The 17,950-nt window shown below is 31.3% G+C and carries 14 protein-coding genes; 13 read left to right on the forward strand and 1 reads right to left on the reverse strand.

What is annotated here, in order from left to right:
- Positions 1 to 35 precede the first annotated feature (35 nt).
- From H526_RS0119710 to H526_RS0119765, 12 genes are all read left to right on the forward strand, one after another.
- A complete protein-coding gene (locus H526_RS0119710) occupies positions 36 to 2,771 on the forward strand; it encodes a PD-(D/E)XK nuclease family protein (protein ID WP_027394594.1) in 2,736 nt (911 codons plus the stop codon).
- Between the two features lie 2 nt (positions 2,772 to 2,773).
- Positions 2,774 to 3,622 (forward strand): dienelactone hydrolase family protein, encoded by an 849-nt coding sequence (locus tag H526_RS0119715; protein WP_027394595.1) that lies wholly within the window; start codon positions 2,774 to 2,776, stop codon positions 3,620 to 3,622.
- A gap of 57 nt (positions 3,623 to 3,679) precedes the next feature.
- Positions 3,680 to 3,967, forward strand: a complete 288-nt coding sequence (locus H526_RS0119720; RefSeq protein ID WP_027394596.1) for a hypothetical protein — start codon at positions 3,680 to 3,682, stop codon at positions 3,965 to 3,967.
- Positions 3,968 to 4,041: 74 nt separating this feature from the next.
- Positions 4,042 to 6,435, forward strand: coding sequence for a TonB-dependent receptor (locus H526_RS0119725; protein ID WP_027394597.1), 2,394 nt, complete (start codon positions 4,042 to 4,044; stop codon positions 6,433 to 6,435).
- Positions 6,436 to 6,446: 11 nt separating this feature from the next.
- The gene (locus tag H526_RS0119730; RefSeq protein ID WP_027394598.1) at positions 6,447 to 7,019 is read left to right on the forward strand and encodes a hypothetical protein; all 573 of its coding nucleotides are present in this window, start codon (positions 6,447 to 6,449) and stop codon (positions 7,017 to 7,019) included.
- Between the two features lie 910 nt (positions 7,020 to 7,929).
- The gene (locus H526_RS31125; RefSeq protein ID WP_027394599.1) at positions 7,930 to 9,573 is read left to right on the forward strand and encodes a helix-turn-helix domain-containing protein; all 1,644 of its coding nucleotides are present in this window, start codon (positions 7,930 to 7,932) and stop codon (positions 9,571 to 9,573) included.
- Between the two features lie 176 nt (positions 9,574 to 9,749).
- Positions 9,750 to 10,481: a hypothetical protein gene (locus H526_RS0119740; RefSeq protein ID WP_027394600.1), complete on the forward strand. Its 732-nt coding sequence runs from the start codon at positions 9,750 to 9,752 to the stop codon at positions 10,479 to 10,481.
- 39 nt (positions 10,482 to 10,520) lie between these two features.
- A complete protein-coding gene (locus tag H526_RS0119745; RefSeq protein ID WP_027394601.1) occupies positions 10,521 to 10,823 on the forward strand; it encodes a hypothetical protein in 303 nt (100 codons plus the stop codon).
- 130 nt (positions 10,824 to 10,953) lie between these two features.
- On the forward strand, positions 10,954 to 11,511 hold the full coding sequence (locus tag H526_RS31130; RefSeq protein ID WP_027394602.1) for a DUF6985 domain-containing protein: 558 nt from the start codon (positions 10,954 to 10,956) through the stop codon (positions 11,509 to 11,511).
- A 230-nt stretch (positions 11,512 to 11,741) separates the two neighbouring features.
- Positions 11,742 to 13,235, forward strand: a complete 1,494-nt coding sequence (locus H526_RS0119755) for a xylulokinase (RefSeq protein WP_027394603.1) — start codon at positions 11,742 to 11,744, stop codon at positions 13,233 to 13,235.
- Complete coding sequence (xylA, locus tag H526_RS0119760; protein ID WP_027394604.1) at positions 13,232 to 14,557, forward strand: xylose isomerase; 1,326 nt, start codon at positions 13,232 to 13,234, stop codon at positions 14,555 to 14,557. Before H526_RS0119755 ends, xylA begins: the two co-directional genes overlap by 4 nt.
- Before the next feature lie 42 nt (positions 14,558 to 14,599).
- A complete protein-coding gene (locus tag H526_RS0119765) occupies positions 14,600 to 15,622 on the forward strand; it encodes an aldose epimerase family protein (protein WP_081415661.1) in 1,023 nt (340 codons plus the stop codon).
- Positions 15,623 to 15,645: 23 nt separating this feature from the next.
- Here the strand turns inward: H526_RS0119765 and H526_RS0119770 are convergent, their stop codons facing one another.
- Entirely contained in the window at positions 15,646 to 16,677 is a 1,032-nt protein-coding gene (locus tag H526_RS0119770) for a LacI family DNA-binding transcriptional regulator (protein ID WP_027394606.1), read from the reverse strand.
- Positions 16,678 to 17,191: 514 nt separating this feature from the next.
- Between H526_RS0119770 and H526_RS31135 the strand changes: the two genes are divergently transcribed.
- The gene (locus H526_RS31135) at positions 17,192 to 17,914 is read left to right on the forward strand and encodes a glycoside hydrolase family 11 protein (RefSeq protein ID WP_051336247.1); all 723 of its coding nucleotides are present in this window, start codon (positions 17,192 to 17,194) and stop codon (positions 17,912 to 17,914) included.
- Positions 17,915 to 17,950 lie beyond the last annotated feature (36 nt).

Genomic DNA, 17,950 nt, shown 5'->3' on the forward strand with positions numbered 1-17,950 from the left:
TCCCGATTATTCGGGACGTTTTTTATTTTTAATAGGTGGATAGTTTTTTAAAAGAAGTCATATCAGAAATACAAGCAAAGAACCACGATGTAAGTGAGCTTATTTTTGTTCTTCCTAGTAAAAGAGCAGGACTCTTTCTCAAAAGAGAATTGGTTAAGTTATATAGTGATAAAACCTTTTTTGCTCCTGTAATATATAGCATAGAAGAGTTTATTACCGAATTATCTGGATTACGTCAGATCGATACAATCCAAACATTATTTGATTTTTACGAAACATATCTAAATACACACGCACATTTAGAAAAGGAAAGTTTAGAAGTTTTCAGTAGTTGGGCTCAGACGCTGGTACAAGATTTTAATGAAATTGATAGATATTGTATTGATAACGATAGCTTTTTTTCTTATCTAGCGGGAATTCAGGACCTGAATCATTGGTATCTTCAGAAGGAAAAGACAGAATTGATACAGAAGTACATTAGCTTTTGGAATAATCTATCTGAATATTATAATAATTTTAAAACCAAACTACTTGATAAGAAAGTAGGATATCAAGGTTTATTATATCGTAAAGCTTCAGAAAATGTAACTGATTATATTGAGAAGAATACTAAGAAGCATATTTTAGTTGGATTTAATGCATTAAACAATGCTGAGCAAATAATTTTTCAATCATTATTAGAAGCTAAGATTGCGGAGGTATATTGGGATGCTGATACATTCTTTTTAGAGAATAAGTATCACGAAGCTTCATTATTTATACGAGATTATAAAGACAATTGGGAGTATTACAAGGACAATTCATTTAAATGGATAAAGGATAATTTTTCTTCTTCAAAGGATATTAAACAAATTGGTGTTCCTAAAAATATTGGACAAGCTAAATTAGCTGGACAAATACTTAAATCTATTCCATCAAAGGATTTAGAACGAACGGCATTGGTATTGGCAGATGAATCTTTGTTATTACCTGTTCTTAATTCATTGCCAGACACGATTGAGTCTTTAAATATCACAATGGGATTACCACTTAAGGAAGTGCCTGTATCTTCATTTTTTGAATTGTTGTTTTCGCTTCATAAAGCAACTCACCACAAAGGGTTGTATTATAAATCTGTGGTAGAGATTTTAAATAGTCAACCAGCACAATGGTTATTGGGCTCTTTTGCTAATGAATTAATTAGCAAGATTTCAAAAGAAAATTTGGTTTATGTTACCGTAGAAAAATTGCAAAATGAAACTGATGACAAGAAAAATGAAATACTTAAGCTTTTATTTGCTCCTTGGAAGAATGCATTAAATGCAATTGAACAATGTAGAAAAATTATTCAATTATTAAAAAACGGTTTAGACAAAGAAAAATCTCCATTAGAATTAGAGTATATATATCATTTTCATGTTGTTTTTAATAGATTGTTAGTTTTGTGTAACAGTTATCAATATGTTACAACAATAGCTTCTTTATACTATTTATATAGAGATATAATTAATGCAGAAACGTTAGATTTTAGAGGAGAACCTTTTAAGGGTTTGCAGTTGATGGGAATGTTAGAATCACGTTGTTTGGATTTTGACACAGTTATACTTACTTCCGTTAACGAGGGTATTCTTCCTGCAGGAAAAAGTATGAACTCCTTTATACCTTATGATCTTAAGAGAGCATATAGCCTTCCGACATATAAAGAAAAGGATGCAATATATACGTATCACTTTTATCGTTTAATTCAGAGAGCTAAGACGATATATCTTATTTATAACACAGAAGATGATGGTGTTGGTGGTGGAGAAAAAAGTAGATTCTTATATCAGCTCGAAATAGATAAAGTTGATAAACATCAATTGTCTAAATATATAGCTTCTTCAGAAATACCAAAATTAAGTCACGAACCCATCATTATTTCGAAAGAGATATCCATTATTGATAGAATTAAGGAATTAGCTTTGAACGGATTATCCCCTTCAGCATTAACATCTTATATTAGAAACCCAATTGATTTTTATTATAAATATATATTAGGGATCAAAGAAAGTGATCAAGTAGAAGAAACGATAGCTGCTAATACACTGGGAACAGTCATTCATAATACACTGGAGGATTTATATAAACCTTTAGAAAATAAGTATGTATCTATTACAGATGTTCAGAGAATGATTACTAAGATTGATGAAGTAATCAAGTATCATTTTCATAAAGAGTATTCTAAATTAGACATTACCCAAGGTAAAAACTTACTTATTTTTGAAGTGGCAAAAAGGTATATTTATAATTTTCTAAAATCAGAAGAAAAACTTTTGATATCAGGATCGGAGTTAAAAATTATAGCGATAGAAAGTAATTTAAAAACTGAATTGAATATACCTGAACTTGATTTTCCAGTTTTTATAAAAGGAAAAGTAGATCGCATTGACGAACTAGACGGTGAGTTAAGGATTATTGATTACAAGACCGGTAAGGTCAATAAAAGTGATGTCGTTTTAATGGATTGGGAAGTGATCACTAATGATTATAAGTATAGTAAAGTGATACAAATACTGGCATATGCGTATATGCAGCATAATGAACAGCCACTATCGTCATCTTTTCAAGCAGGAATTATTTCTTTTAAAAATCTTAAAGAGGGATTTTTGAAATTTGGGACTAAAACATCTGTAAGAGGGAAAGTTGATTATGAGGTTACCTCAGATATATTTGACGAATATTTATTACAACTTAAAAAATTGATTATAGAAATTTCTACCTTAGAAATTCCATTTACAGAAAAAGAAGTTTAGTTATGATTACGGCAAAAAGGAATATAATACTTAAGGGGGAACATAATAAACCTATTTTAACGGATGTTTTTTATAACAATAAAAAAGACAAACAACCTATCGTTATTTTTTGTCATGGATATAAGGGTTTTAAGGATTGGGGTGCGTGGGATTTGGTAGCTAATGCTTTTGCACAAGCTGGCTTTTTCTTTATTAAGTTTAATTTTTCTCATAATGGCGGTACAATAGAACAACCAATGGACTTTCCTGATTTAGATGCATTTGGAGCCAATAACTACTTAATAGAATTAGATGATTTAAAATGTGTTTTAGATCAGGTTACTTCTGCGAGTTTTGAATATCAACAATATGTAAATCCGAATAATATTGTTCTTATAGGACATTCTCGCGCAGGCGGAATCACAACGATTAAAGCATCTGAAGATTCGAGAATCTCTAAGCTTATTACCTGGGCAGGTGTGTCGGATTATGAAGATAGATTTCCTAAAGGCCCTACATTTCAGACTTGGAAGGATGAAGGTGTGTTTTATGTGGAAAATGGAAGAACAAAACAGAAAATGCCTCATGATTTTCAATTTTATACCACTTTTGCCGAAAATAAAGAAAGACTCACTATTGCTAAAGCTGCTAAGAATGTAAAAGTTCCTTACTTGATTATTCATGGTACAGAAGATCCAACGGTAAGTATGAAAGAAGCAGAAGATTTGAATAGTTGGAATCCTAATAGCGAACTGTATTTAGTTTCTGGAGCGGATCATGTTTTCGGAGCAAAACATCCTTGGAGGCAAGAGAAGATGCCTGAAGATTTATCAACGATCACCAAAAAATCTATAGAATTTGGAATACTTTAACACACTTTAATTATTGAATTTGGAAGGATTTTGATTTTTTTTTGTTTATTTGCGATTATGAAGTCTAATAACAGACATATCATTGCTACTGTTTTACTGATATTATTCAGTTTTATACAGTTATCAGACTTACACATTGTAGGTCATGATGATAATGAAGTAGATTGCGAGATGTGTCAATTAGCTCCAGAAAATCTGGATGATAATTTTATACCTATAGGTGTATTAGAAACGCCAAATGTAGTTTCTATTCCAGTTGATCGTATTCAGATCAATAGTTTTGATATCTATTTTGATAGAAAAACTAATTATTCTTTTCTAAATAAAGCACCACCTGTAGTTTAAATACTAATCAATCAGGTGTTGATACCTATTTACTATTGCCTAACTTGCAATAGAGACCCTTTTTTATTTTTAAAATGAAACGAAACATATTATGTATTGTGTTTCTTCTAGCGGTTAATCACATATTCGCTCAGGATTGCAATAAAACGCTTTCTGGTCGTGTAATTGATTTTCACGACGGAGTTTCCCTAGAAGGAGCAACAATTACTTTTAATAATACAACAATTAAAACAGATAGTAACGGGATGTATAAAATTTCAGGGCTTTGTGCCACATCTTACGCTTTTACGATATCGCATGAGGATTGTAATTCTCAGGTCGTTACTATTGATATAAACGAAATTTCGAATAAAGATTTTTATTTAGAACACCATTTAAACGAATTGTTAGAAGTAAAGGTTTCTGGTAATAATAGAACTAAAACATCCTCTTCGCAAGAAGAAACTATTAACAAAAATGTTATTGAAAGATATAGTAGTGCAGCGTTAGGAGATGCACTAAGAGAGATTACAGGTGTTTCTTCTCTCAATACTGGCTCTACAATTGTAAAACCAATTATCCAAGGTTTAAGTGGAAGTAGAGTATTAATTATGAACAACGGTGTACGTATGCAGGATATGGAGTGGGGAGATGAACATGCACCTAATGTAGATATTAATACTGCTGGTAGCGTAACTGTAGTTAAAGGAGCAGCAGCACTACGTTATGGTGGAGATGCTATTGGAGGAGTCATTGTTATGGAACCTAACAAGGTTCCGGCAAAAGATACATTGTTTGGAAAAACTGTCGTTACAGGAGCTTCTAATGGCCGAGGTGGAACGATTTCTTCCGAAATAATAAAAGGATATGAATCTGGTTGGTTTTGGAAAGCCCAAGGAACCTTAAAAAGATTTGGTGATGTAGAAGCACCTGATTATATCCTGTCTAATACTGGTATTTTTGAAAGAGGCGGATCCTTGTCCTTTGGAAATAATAAATTTACACAAGGTTGGGACGTTTATTATTCATACTACCAAAATGAGATAGGAGTTCTAGCTGCATCCCATATTGGAAATGCAGATGACCTTATTGAATCTATTAATAGTGGAGAACCATCTGTTATAGAAAATTTCACATATACTATCGATAATCCAAAACAAGATGTTACACATCATCTAGGTAGATTACGTTACTTTAAGAGATTCGAGAAATTAGGTAAATGGACTACTCAATACGATTTCCAACATAACCAACGTTTTGAATTTGATATTAGACAAACAGAAGAATTAAGAAAAATTCCAAGTTTAGATTTGGAACTTACAACACATACACTGACTTCGGATTTTGTTCTAGATGCTAAATTTGATTATAATTTAGATTTTGGAATAGTAATGCGCTACCAGGATAATTTTGCTGACCCTAGTACAAGAGCAAGAAGATTGATTCCAGATTACGAGAAATATGATGCAGGATTATTTATTTCTGGTAAATATGATATCAATGATAATGTAACAATTGATGCAGGTGTTCGATATGATTATAACCAAATTGATGCGAAGAAGTTTTATATAAAAACTAGATGGGAAGAACGAGGGTATGATCAAGAATTTAATGATCTTATTATTGCAGACGAAGGTACGCAATGGCTTACAAATCCTAAGTTTGATTATCATAGTATTTCGGCGACCACAGGATTTAATTATGTTTTCGGAGATAGTTACGAATTAAGAGGTAATTATGCATTAGCTCAGAGAGCGCCAAACCCTTCAGAATTATTTAGTGATGGGTTACACCATTCAGCATCTAGAATCGAACTTGGAGATCTAAGGATTGATCAAGAAACATCCCATAAAGTTTCATTTTCTTTTCAGAAAAATGATGATAATTTGAGTTGGGAAATAGCGCCATATGCTAACTTTATTAATGATTACATACTATTAGAGCCTACGGATGTTGAACTTTCTATAAGAGGAGCATTCCCAGTTTGGGAATATCGACAAACTAATGCGAGATTATTAGGTGTCGATGCTAAACTTACTAAGAAATGGTTTGCCAATTGGCAAACTAATCATAGATTCTCATTGGTTAAAGGAAAAGATACTGAGACTGAAATACCTCTTATCAATATTCCTGCAGCTAATTTTAGCAATAGTATTGTTTTTCAAAAAGATGATTGGATGGGCTTAGTGATGAGTCTTGAAAGCGATTATACTTTTAGACAAAATGAATTTCCTGATAATATCATTGTTTTTTCGCCTCAAGAACAAGAAGACGTTCTTTTAGATATTAATACACCACCTGGTGATTATCATCTTTTACATATGAATGCAGATATTTCGGTTCCTTTTTTTAAACAAAATGAGTTGAATATTGGGATGACCGTTAATAATATTACAAATAAAAAATATAGAAATTATCTGAACCGTCAACGCTATTTTGCAGATGAAGTGGGACGAAACTTTTTATTAAGATTAACTTTTAACTATTAAATTTTAAAATGATGAACACACGTAAATTTTTATCAATGTTAGCAATTGCAAGTGTATTAATGTATTCTTGTTCTGACGATGATGATAACCCTGTAGTAGTAAATGAAGAAGAAGTTATAACTACAATGACTGTTACCCTAACTAATGGAACAGATGTAGTTACTTTAGTATCTCGTGACTTGGATGGACCTGATGGCCCTAATGCGCCTGTGATTACAGTATCTGGACCATTATCAGCTAATACAACGTATGCTGGAGAGGTAGAATTACTTAATGAAAGTGAAACACCAGCAGAAAATGTAAATGAAGAAATTGAAGAAGAAGCTGATGAGCACCAATTTTTTTATGAAGCAGCGGGTACTTTAAACGCAACTGCAATGTACACAGATACAGAAGCAGATTATCCTCCTAATACTGGAACTAACCCAGTTGGGATTACTTTTGATCTAACAACAACAGATGCTAGTACAGGAAGTTTCACTGTTACTCTACGTCATGAGCCTACAAAGCCTAATGATGGAACTTTAGCTGATGCTGGTGGAGATACAGATATCGCACAGTCATTTGATTTAACTATCGAGTAAAACTATAAGAAGTATAAAAGTAAGTTGAGTTTGTTTTTATAAAACAAACGTTTTTTCAAGACAAGGCTCTTGAGAAGTAGTTACCTCAAGAGCCCTGTATTTTGATTGCCAGCAAAAGAAATACATTATAGTATTACATAAAATATATCATAATTGAAGCAGCCATAAATCATAGTATAATAATAAGTTGAGTTTGTGTATTTTATTATTAGTACAGATTTGTTTCAATTTAGACCCTTGGAGTATTTTATTCCAAGGGTTATTTTATGCTCTTATTTGGCTTAACACTCTTTGATTTTTTATTGTTGTAATAATACAAAAAAAGATAATAAAAGCTCAATGGACTCTCGAGGTTAATTCCAAAGATATTTTTTGTCTCAAAATTTTAACCATAAAATATTAAGTTCGGTACGAACTTTGATTAATTCTTGTCAAATATTTATTAAAATATTCGCTTTAAGATTAAAAATAGCTAATAATATGGTAACAAATTAGTGAGAAAAGACACTAATATATAGTAAAGGTTGATTTTTAGTGGTTTAATCTCAAAGATTTTAATGAGATATTATGACATCGTTAAATATGTATTACCACTCAAAATTCGTAATGAAATTTGAAGATTAGAGCTTATATTCGCGGCGTAAAAACCTAACCAAAAAACAGCAAAATTGAAACAATCATAATTATGTATAAGTTGAGTTTGTGTTAAATATTATAATTTAGTTTCAATTCAGACCCTCAGGAAGTAGTTAGCCTGAGGGTTGTTTTTTTAGGTATATGTTCAAGTCTATATAATTTAGGTTGTTGGATTGACAGAAAGAAGTGCACTACTTCAAATTATTTCCTAAAAACATATATTCACCCTACATTTGTTTAGAACCTCAGTTTATCACTATTTGATTCTTAATAAATGCGTATCCTTTTTTATCTCACACTTTTTTTAGTACCACTTTCTTTATTTGCTCAAAATGAATTGGATACAATTGCTACTATTAAGGAAGTTCAGTTCAGTTTATCTGTAGATAGTATTGCTAAATATCAACAGTTATCTGTAAAAGCCCATCAAAAAGGAGATTTTGAAACTTATAAGGAATACTGTGAGGCTATTTTAAAAATTGCTGACACCCACGAATTAGATGATTTAAGGAATCAAGCATTAGTTAATTTGGGAATATATTATAGCAATGTAGAGCAGTTAGATAAAGCGATCGAAAAATACTTAATGGTCTTGGATAACCTAAGTAAACTTCCACAAAATAAAAGAGCCGAACTTACAGTTTTAGCGAATTTAGGTAATTTATATAACAAAATAAATGAGTACGATAAGACGATTGAGACAATGAATCGAGTGATTGCTATTGCTTCAACAATCGATCAGTCTGATGTATATTTATTGACCGCCTATAATGCCTTAGGAAACGCTAGTTCTAGTAAAAAAGAATATTGCCAATCAGTAGAATATAGCCTAAGGGCAAAAGATCTGGCAGTAAAATTAAATCGAAAGAGCTCAATTATAAGTATTCTTTTAAATTTGAGTGATAACTTTTTGGCGCTCCAAGAATATGATAAGGTAGTTTTTTATTGTAAAGAGGTATTATCCGCTATAACCGAAGAAGATTCTAAGAAGCAAAAGGCTAATGCTCTGATACTAATTGGGGATGCTTTGGTTCGTGATAATGAGCCATTAGAAGCTTTTCCATATTTAGTAGAAGCAAGAGACCTTTCTATAGCAGGAAATTTTTTTAAAATACGAAGGGACAGCCATAAATTACTTGCTAAAGTATATGAAGTGAAAGGAGATTTTGAAAAATCTTTGGAAGAGCAGAAGTATTATACAGAAGCTAATGAAGAATATCTCAATACACTTTCTAGAGCACAGAAAAAACAATTAGAACTAGAATCAGAAGAAAAGACTGAGCTATTAACTGAACAGACAGAAGAATTAGAATTCCTTGCTAAAGAAAAGCAGCTGTATTTGTTTTTAGGATCTTTATTAGTTATTCTGTTGATAGGCTCTTTTATTATATATAAAAAAAGAAGAAAGAAACTTATTTTCGAATCTCTGAGACTAAAGGCAGATAAAGAACTTTTGACGAATGAGAACGAAGCGTTACAGGTGAAGCTAAAAAGGATTGCTAAAAACACGAAAAAAGAAAAAGACACCAACACTACCTCCTACCAGAATTCTTCACTTAATTTAGAAGATAGAAAATTATATATGCAACAAATTTTGGATTATATGGATACTAAAAAACCATATTTAAATCATGAAATTAAACAATCTGATATTGCAAGTGATTTGTCTATGAGTGTTCATCTTTTTTCTGAGGTGTTAAATGTATGCTTTCTTCGAAATTTCAATAGCTTTATTAATTTATATAGAGTAAGTGAAGCAAAGTCACTGATGAAAAACCCTAAATATAAACAGTATAAAATTTTATCTATTGGGTATGAGGCAGGGTTTTCTAGTAAAACTTCATTTAATCGAGTTTTTAAAAATCTTGTTGGATCAACACCTTCTGAGTATCAAAACACACACGCTACGTTGGATTAAGATTTAGGAGGTTATCCGGTTATTCTTTCTTTGTTCGTTAAAGCAAGCCTAACATATACAGGTTTCAAATTATAAAATGGAACCATTTTTACAGTATTTCTTTTTAAAATTGACTTAGCATAATGATGTGATTAAAAGTATGCATTTTGATCAGGTTAAAAAAGAAGAATACCCTAATGTTAGGAAGGAAAGAGAATATAGAACTATATAAAAGTTTTGAAAGTAAGTTTGTCTCTCCATATAACCAAGTAAGAGAGTTGATAAAAGTGCAATTATATAAACGAATTGTATCTTCTAAGATATCTGTGAATGTTAAAAAGAAGCCTTTAGTAGTTTTTTACTTTGCGTCCAATGGTATAGACTTGCCTGAAGAGGATTGGACATATGAAATGAAGCAAAGTGCCAGACAGTATGCGATAGACTATCCGGTTCCTGGTGCTGAAAAGAAATACTCCAATTATGGGAAGACTATGCGATTTTTATCAGTAGTAACAGCGATATCAATCAGTGTAATTATTTTATATATATATAATATAAATGCAATTGAACTTGAGAATGATTGTATTGAATTTACGAGTTTACCTAAAATAGAAGATAAATACTATGGTTTGCTGATTCAGCCAGTATCTGATTCGGATTTGCCCGAAAAAAGTTATGGTTGGATAAAAATAATAGATGTGAACCCAGCAGATAGTATTGTTAGTTATAGAATAAGCTTTGACTTAGGAACGGTTACCGTTAACACTTTAGATACTGATTATACGAATTTTGAATTCATAATTTTCGAAGGTAAGTTTGGAGTTATAGGAGATCGTGAAATAAAGATTGTGTCACCAGATAAAAAAATGAAATTCAAATCTCAAATGATTCAAGATGAAATTAGAAATTATAAAATTTCTGCTAATTAGTAATAAGATGTTAACTTGTAAAGTGAAATAGATTAACTTATGAAAGTTCCATTTTATGTTTTTTTGGTCTTTACTTTGCTATTGCTAGGTTTGTTTATCTATAATGCATTTTTTGCATATCACGGAGCGGATGGTTTGAGTGGTTTTTTTGAAGGTATAATACTTGGAGGAGGTTTTATAATTTGTATGATTATTACAATATCATTTGGCAGTGTTATGTTTCTTTCTAAAATTTCGGCATTAAAGCGCTTTGGTATCGTAACAGGTCTTTCTGTTTTAGGCATTGTATTTTTTTATCAGCTTTTTTATTGTAATAACTGTGGATTAATATCTGTTCGGTAAATCCGTTTAAAGATTGTAAGAACTAATATTTATAGGATAACATTGAATAAAATGTGTAATAAAAGATCTTTAGAAGTAAAAGAAAGGTATTTAGATTTGAGGTAAACAATATGTAATTAATTTAGATCTCATGAAATTGAAAACATTAGGAATATTAAAGCAGGATATTGGTAATTGGCCTTTAGAAAACGATTGGATAACTACACAACCAATTGCAACTCCTTTCTTTGATCAAAAAGAAGTATTATATCGATTGGATTTTACCGAGGTCTCGGAAATGGATCCAATTAGAGTAGACCAAGTTCTTTTCAATTTTATGAATATTGATGAATCTGTTAAAATAGAAGCGACTAAAAAAGCATTTGATGATTGGATAACATTTAATGATGCCGTAGGTTATCTGGATACAATAGAAACCTATCAAATGGCATCTAATAAACCAGGATGGATGATTAGTGCATTGAAACGAATGTTACCACTTTTAGATCTTACAGAGCCTAATAAAGTTTGGGATCATATAACACCAATAGAAATTATTATTACCAAAGATCGACATGAGAGAAATGAAAACATTTACGTTCAAATCTTGTGTAATTGTCTATGGCAAGAAGAACATGGTTTACAATTTGTATTAAAAGAAGGAAACGAGCTAATTAGAGTTAGTGATCAAGACGGGGATTTATTTTAGAAGTTTTATACCCTAATATATTAAGCTTTCTGGCTTAATCCTTGAAAAATAGCAGCCAGAACTTTTTTGGAATATACCTGTGTTAATTAGTTCTTTTATTACAAAGGTAATTGTTGTTCTATTTATTGTTTTTACGAAAATTTAACTACAAGTTTTCGTTTATATCCATAATTTATCCATTCTAATCAACATAGATTTTAGATTTTTATATCCAATAACGAAAATGCAACATGTATTATATAGGATTCGATATAGGAAGTTCATCGGTTAAAGCTGCATTGATTGATGCAGATAACGGTAAAAGTATAGCCTCAATAAATGAACCAAAAAATGAGATGGACATTATCTCAGTAAATAGTGATTGGGCAGAACAAAATCCTGATTTTTGGTGGGATAATGTTTGTAAAGCTTGTAAACGGTTATTAAAGGAAAATGCAGTTGCTTCAGAATTAGTTCTAGGAATAGGTATATCTTATCAGATGCATGGACTTGTTTTGATTGATGCTAATGGCGAACTATTACGAAATTCTATTATTTGGTGTGATAGCAGAGCGGTTCAAATCGGAAATAAAGCTTTTAAAGAATTAGGAGAAGAAAAATGTAAAGAAAACCTCCTTAATTCTCCAGCAAATTTTACTGCATCCAAACTAAAATGGGTACGAGATAATGAACCGGATATTTATAAAAAAGCGTATAAATTTATGCTACCAGGAGATTATATAGCATATAGGTTTACTGATCAAATTAACACTACAAAATCTGGACTTTCTGAAGGAATTTTATGGGATTACAAAAAACAAGAACCCGCTAAATGGTTGTTAGAATATTATGATATTGATACAAGTCTTATTCCGGATATTGTTGATACATTTTCTAATCAAGGAGAACTTAGTAGTAAAGGAGCAGAAGAAAGTGGTTTGAAAGTAGGAACCCCCATTTTTTATAGAGCAGGTGACCAACCTAATAATGCACTATCTCTTAATGTTTTTAATACAGGAGAAGTGGCGCTTACCGGTGGTACATCTGGAGTAATTTATGCTGTAACCGATAATTTATCAGGTAAAGAACCTGTAAAGTATAATAATTTTGCTCACGTCAATTACAGTGAACAAAAACCTGTAATCGGTAAATTGTTGTGTGTGAATGGAGCAGGTATCCAATATAGATGGTTAAAAAACAACCTTAATCTGGAGACAAGCTCATATCAAACTATGAATTCACTTGCTTCAAAAATACCCGTTGGGTCAGATAATCTGCAGTTAATACCTTTTGGTAATGGAGCAGAAAGAATGTTCGATAATAAAACAATAGGAACCCAGATCTGTAATATCAATTTAAATAAACATACGAGATCCCATATATGCAGGGCGGCTTTAGAAGGAATAGCATTTTCTTTTGTTTATGGGATGGAGATTTTAAGAAAAGATGGTGCCAAAATAGAAGTAATACGAGCTGGAAATGATAATTTATTCAGGTCAGAAATATTTTCTAATACGGTTTCTACTTTAATCGACCAAGAAATTGAAATTTATAACACCACTGGCGCAGTTGGCGCTGCAAGAGCAGCAGGATGGGCAAAAGGAACATTCGATGATATTGGAGGTATGATTACTAAAAATGATAAAGTAATGACCTATCATCCTCTTCAGAACAAAGAGGATTATCAGTTGGCATATCAGAATTGGAAAAAAGAACTTAATAGAATTTTAATAGATAAAAAATGATTGTACTAGGAAACCAAGAATACTTTAAAGGGATTGATGAAATTAAATTTGAAGGAAAAGAATCTGACAATCCATTAGCATTTAAATATTATGATCCAGAAAGGATTGTAGCAGGAAAAACGTTAAGAGAGCATTTTAAATTTGCTATTGCGTATTGGCATACTTTCTGTGGTCAAGGTGCTGATCCATTTGGTTGGGGAACTCAGAATTTTTCTTGGGATAAGTCGTCAGACCCTATTCAGGCAGCAAAAGATAAAGCAGATGCAGCATTTGAGTTTATTAGTAAGATGGGGTTTGATTATTTTTGTTTTCATGATTTTGATTTGGTACAAGAAGCTCCAACATTTGCTGAGTCAGAAAAAAGATTGGCTACAATCACAGAGTATATAAAAGAAAAAAAGAAAGAATCAGGTATCAAATTATTATGGGGTACAGCTAATTGTTTTTCGAACCCAAGATACATGAATGGAGCTGCCACAAATCCTGATTTTAATGTACTGGCTAGAGCTGGAGCTCAGGTTAAATTAGCTTTAGATGCCACAATAGCATTAGACGGGGAAAACTATGTTTTTTGGGGTGGTAGAGAAGGCTATATGTCTTTGCTTAATACAGATATGAAGAGAGAATTAGAACATTTGGCACGGTTTTTAACAATATCAAGAGATTATGCTAGAGCACAAGGTTTTAAAGGAACATTTTTTATTGAGCCAAAACCAATGGAACCAACAAAACATCAATATGATTTTGATACAGCGACATCAATTGGATTTTTAAAAGAACACGGACTGGACAAAGATTTCAAGATTAATATAGAAGTAAATCATGCTACGTTGGCACAGCATACCTTTCAGCACGAATTAGAAGTAGCGGCAAGTGCAGGTATGTTAGGTAGTATAGATGCTAATAGAGGTGATTATCAAAATGGATGGGATACTGATCAGTTTCCTAATAGTATTTTAGAAACTACAGAAGCTATGTTGGTGTTCTTAAAGGCAGGAGGACTTCAAGGTGGAGGCGTTAACTTTGATGCAAAAATAAGACGAAATTCTACAGATATGGAAGATGTGTTTTTAGCGCATATTGGGGGAGCAGATGTTTTTGCCAGAGCTCTAATTACAGCAGACAAGATTATTACTTCGTCTTCCTATGAAAAATTAAGACAGCAACGTTATAATTCATTTGATACAGGAAAAGGTAAAGAATTTGAAAGTGGAGCATTGCAATTAAAAGACTTATATGAAATAGCTATTAAGAATGGTGAACTTTCTTTGCAAAGTGGTAAACAGGAATTGTTCGAAAACATTATTAATCAGTATATTTAGTCAGTTTATAGTAGCCTTAAAACTATAATACCATAAATTATTATGACTCAAAAAACTGGGGATGTCGCAAAGGATACAATTTGTGTTGCTATTACATTGCAAAATACCAATGGAGCTAGATTAAAACTCACTAATTATGGAGCATCAATTGTAAGCTTAGAGATTCCTAATAAAGAAAATCAATTGGTTAATGTAGTTTTGGGGCTAGAGACTGTAGATGAATATAAAGAAGTATCGTATCACCCAAGTGCTAAGTTTTTGGGAGCCTCAATAGGAAGATATGCAGGTAGAATTAGTAATGGAGATTTTGAGATTAACGGCTATAAATACGAAATACATCAAAATAATGGAGTTCATTTACATGGTGGACGTGAAGGCTTTGATAAAAAGTTTTGGAAAGTAGATTCAATTAATCACAATACCAATATGGCTATCTTTTCTTATAACAGTAGGCATTTGGAAGAAGGATATCCAGGGAATTTAGAGGTGAAAGCAATATATCATTTGTCAGAAGATAATGATTTAACTATCACTTATAAAGCTGTTTCTGATCTTGATACTGTAGTAAATCTTACCAACCATGCGTATTTTAACCTCAATGGTTCCGGAGGGATTTTAGATCATACATTATTATTAGATTGCCCCGAATATTTAGAAGTTGATACGAAACAATTACCAACTGGAAAAACAAAATCTGTAACAGGAACCAAATTCGATTTCTTAACTTCAACCTCTTTGCGAAGATTAATAAATTCAGGTCATATCGATGATACTTTTATTTTTAATATGAACAAAAGTAGCCATAATAGAATCAGCTTAGAGTCCTCAGTAAGTGGTTTAAAAATGGAAGTAAAGACAAACCAACCAGCTGTTGTAATTTTTACACCAGAAAATTTTCCGGATTGGAATTTTAAAGATCAGGTAAAATATGATCGTTTTCCTGCTATTTGTTTCGAAACTCAGAATTATCCTGATGCACCTAATCATAAACACTTTCCCTCTTCGTTGCTAAAAGCGGGGAAACACTATGAGAATAAAAGTGTTTTTAAGTTTTCTGTTGTTTAAAGAAAACGAGTGCTCCTACCCTATTAGTGTAGGCGTTTTGTAGAATCTCTTTCTATGAGATTTGTTTTTATTACTTTGGTTGTATATGACGTTTCGATATTTTCATTTTCTATTTTGTCTATAAGTATTTTTGCAGCAGCTTCTCCTAGATAAGTACTATGCTGACTTATCGTAGTTATTGCTGGTGTTACATGACGTGGAAGAACACCATTGGTAAAACCAATAATCGAAATATCTTCTGGCACTTTATATCCTTTATATAACACCATCTTAAGCGTACTAATTGCAGAATCTTCTTCTAGACATAAAATGGCATCTACTTTTTTAGCATCAAGAACTATTTTTAGTAAGGTATCTATATCATTAAATTCATCGACCTTAAGTATTAAATCTTCATCAATAGGAATATTGGCTTCTATAAGGGCTCTCTTGTACCCTTCTAATCGATGTTTTCCCACACTAAGTTGATGTATATTAGAAACAATGGCAATATTTCTGCAACCTGTTTTAATGAAATAATTAACGGCATTGAATGCTCCTTCATCATCATTTACAATAACTTTATCACATTCGATTTCGTCAGTAACTCTATCAATCATAACAATAGGAATCCCTTGATCTATCGCATTTTTAAAATGATTAAAATCTTTTTTTACCTGAGTCTCTTCTGCGATTGATAATATGAATCCATCTAAATCAGAATTCTTTAAGAGTTCCATAGCAGTAACTTCTTTCTCACGAGATTCATTAGAAATACAAGTAATTAAATTATATCCTTTTTCAGTTGTTATTTTTTCGATACCAACAAAAACTTTGGTAAAAAAATGGTTAAGCATATTGGGTATAATTACTCCAATAGTTTTGGTGTTTTTTTGTTTTTCATAAGTAAAATTGCTTTGATTCGATTTATATTGTAGTTCATTAGCATATTCCTGAATCATAGATTTAGTTCTATTACTAATTTCATAACTATCATTTAGAGCTTTAGAAACCGTAGCAATAGACACATTGAATTCTTTAGCAATATCTTTTAATGTAATTCTCTTTTTTTTCATACTAGTTTTAAAGACTGTTTTTAGCTAAGCAACAGTTATTCGCAGCTTATTTTGAGTTATCAAAACTTTATCTTTAATTTCAATAAATTATTCGCAAAAACTAAGTAAATCAACCTTATTCGTAAAGTAATCTTAATAATTTAATTTACCATAGAGTGTAATTCTAATTGCAACAAAATTTGCAAAGATTGCTTCAAATATTTTAGAATTCTCTTTTTTAAGTCAGTTATAAGTATTCTGAATATTTGTTTTTCTAAGAAAGAATCTAAAAAATATTTTTTTTACTAAATGTAGATTTAGTAACAACGAAAGTTAATGATTTAATTACTTGACTATCAGTTTTTTAATACCTAACGAAAAGTTTTCGTAGAATTTAATTTAAAACGGACTAAATTATCAATTGTTTTTATAATGAATCATAATTTTGAGCATTAACTAAATTTTTAACACAAATTCAGACGTATTATTAAAAAATACGATTTTTTGAATTATTCTAATTTAAAAACATGTAATTATGAAAACATTTTTAAGCATTTCAACATTTTGCCTGCTGTTCTTTACTAGTTGTTCCGATGATTTAGGGCAATCTAGTATCTTAGAAGACTTAGAAAACGAGCAGAAATCGATTGATAGTAATGGTTATATTAGTGACAATCGCACCGATGGATATAATCAAGGTTATTTTTGGACTATTTATAAAGAAGGTGGTTGGGGTAGATTAAGATTTCCCTATGCGAATCAATATGGTGGAAATTTTGAAATTGAATACAAAAACAATCAAGATATCGTCGGAGGAAAAGGATGGTCAACAGGTAATGGTAGAAGAATAAATTATAATATTGGACTATTACAGGGGTCATATAATTTTGTCGGAGTGTACGGTTGGACTCAAACACCCTTGATAGAATATTATGTTGTAGAAAAAGGAAGTATCACAGGTCAAAATCAGAATAAGAATTATACTGTAAATGGCAAGAATTATAAGTTTAAAAAACAACTAAGATCCAATGCTCCTTCGATTTTAGGAACTAAAACTTTTTATCAATACATAAGCGAACATGGGAATGCACCTACAGGTTCTAATCAGCAAGTTCATATGCAAGCACATATTAATCATTGGAATGCACATGGTGGCCACAAACCTCAATGGGGTAACCTAAGAAATTTCGATTATCAAGTCTTTGGTATTGAGTCGTACACTGGTGGATGGGGAAAAATCAATGCGAGTATATGGTAATAAGTACATGAAAAATTAGAGCATAAGGCCATAATA

Source organism: Aquimarina latercula DSM 2041 (genome assembly GCF_000430645.1).
GTDB lineage: Bacteria > Bacteroidota > Bacteroidia > Flavobacteriales > Flavobacteriaceae > Aquimarina > Aquimarina latercula.

Bases quoted from the DNA above. Each gene is read 5' to 3' on its own strand.
- H526_RS0119725 (WP_027394597.1), top strand. From the start codon at position 4,042: ATGAAACGAAACATATTATGTATTGTGTTTCTTCTAGCGGTTAATCAC.
- H526_RS0119720 (WP_027394596.1), top strand. From the start codon at position 3,680: ATGAAGTCTAATAACAGACATATCATTGCTACTGTTTTACTGATATTA.
- H526_RS0119770 (WP_027394606.1), bottom strand. From the start codon at position 16,677: ATGAAAAAAAAGAGAATTACATTAAAAGATATTGCTAAAGAATTCAAT.
- H526_RS31135 (WP_051336247.1), top strand. From the start codon at position 17,192: ATGAAAACATTTTTAAGCATTTCAACATTTTGCCTGCTGTTCTTTACT.
- H526_RS0119715 (WP_027394595.1), top strand. From the start codon at position 2,774: ATGATTACGGCAAAAAGGAATATAATACTTAAGGGGGAACATAATAAA.
- H526_RS0119765 (WP_081415661.1), top strand. From the start codon at position 14,600: ATGACTCAAAAAACTGGGGATGTCGCAAAGGATACAATTTGTGTTGCT.
- H526_RS0119740 (WP_027394600.1), top strand. From the start codon at position 9,750: ATGTTAGGAAGGAAAGAGAATATAGAACTATATAAAAGTTTTGAAAGT.
- xylA (WP_027394604.1), top strand. From the start codon at position 13,232: ATGATTGTACTAGGAAACCAAGAATACTTTAAAGGGATTGATGAAATT.
- H526_RS31130 (WP_027394602.1), top strand. From the start codon at position 10,954: ATGAAATTGAAAACATTAGGAATATTAAAGCAGGATATTGGTAATTGG.
- H526_RS0119730 (WP_027394598.1), top strand. From the start codon at position 6,447: ATGAACACACGTAAATTTTTATCAATGTTAGCAATTGCAAGTGTATTA.
- H526_RS31125 (WP_027394599.1), top strand. From the start codon at position 7,930: ATGCGTATCCTTTTTTATCTCACACTTTTTTTAGTACCACTTTCTTTA.
- H526_RS0119745 (WP_027394601.1), top strand. From the start codon at position 10,521: ATGAAAGTTCCATTTTATGTTTTTTTGGTCTTTACTTTGCTATTGCTA.
- H526_RS0119755 (WP_027394603.1), top strand. From the start codon at position 11,742: ATGTATTATATAGGATTCGATATAGGAAGTTCATCGGTTAAAGCTGCA.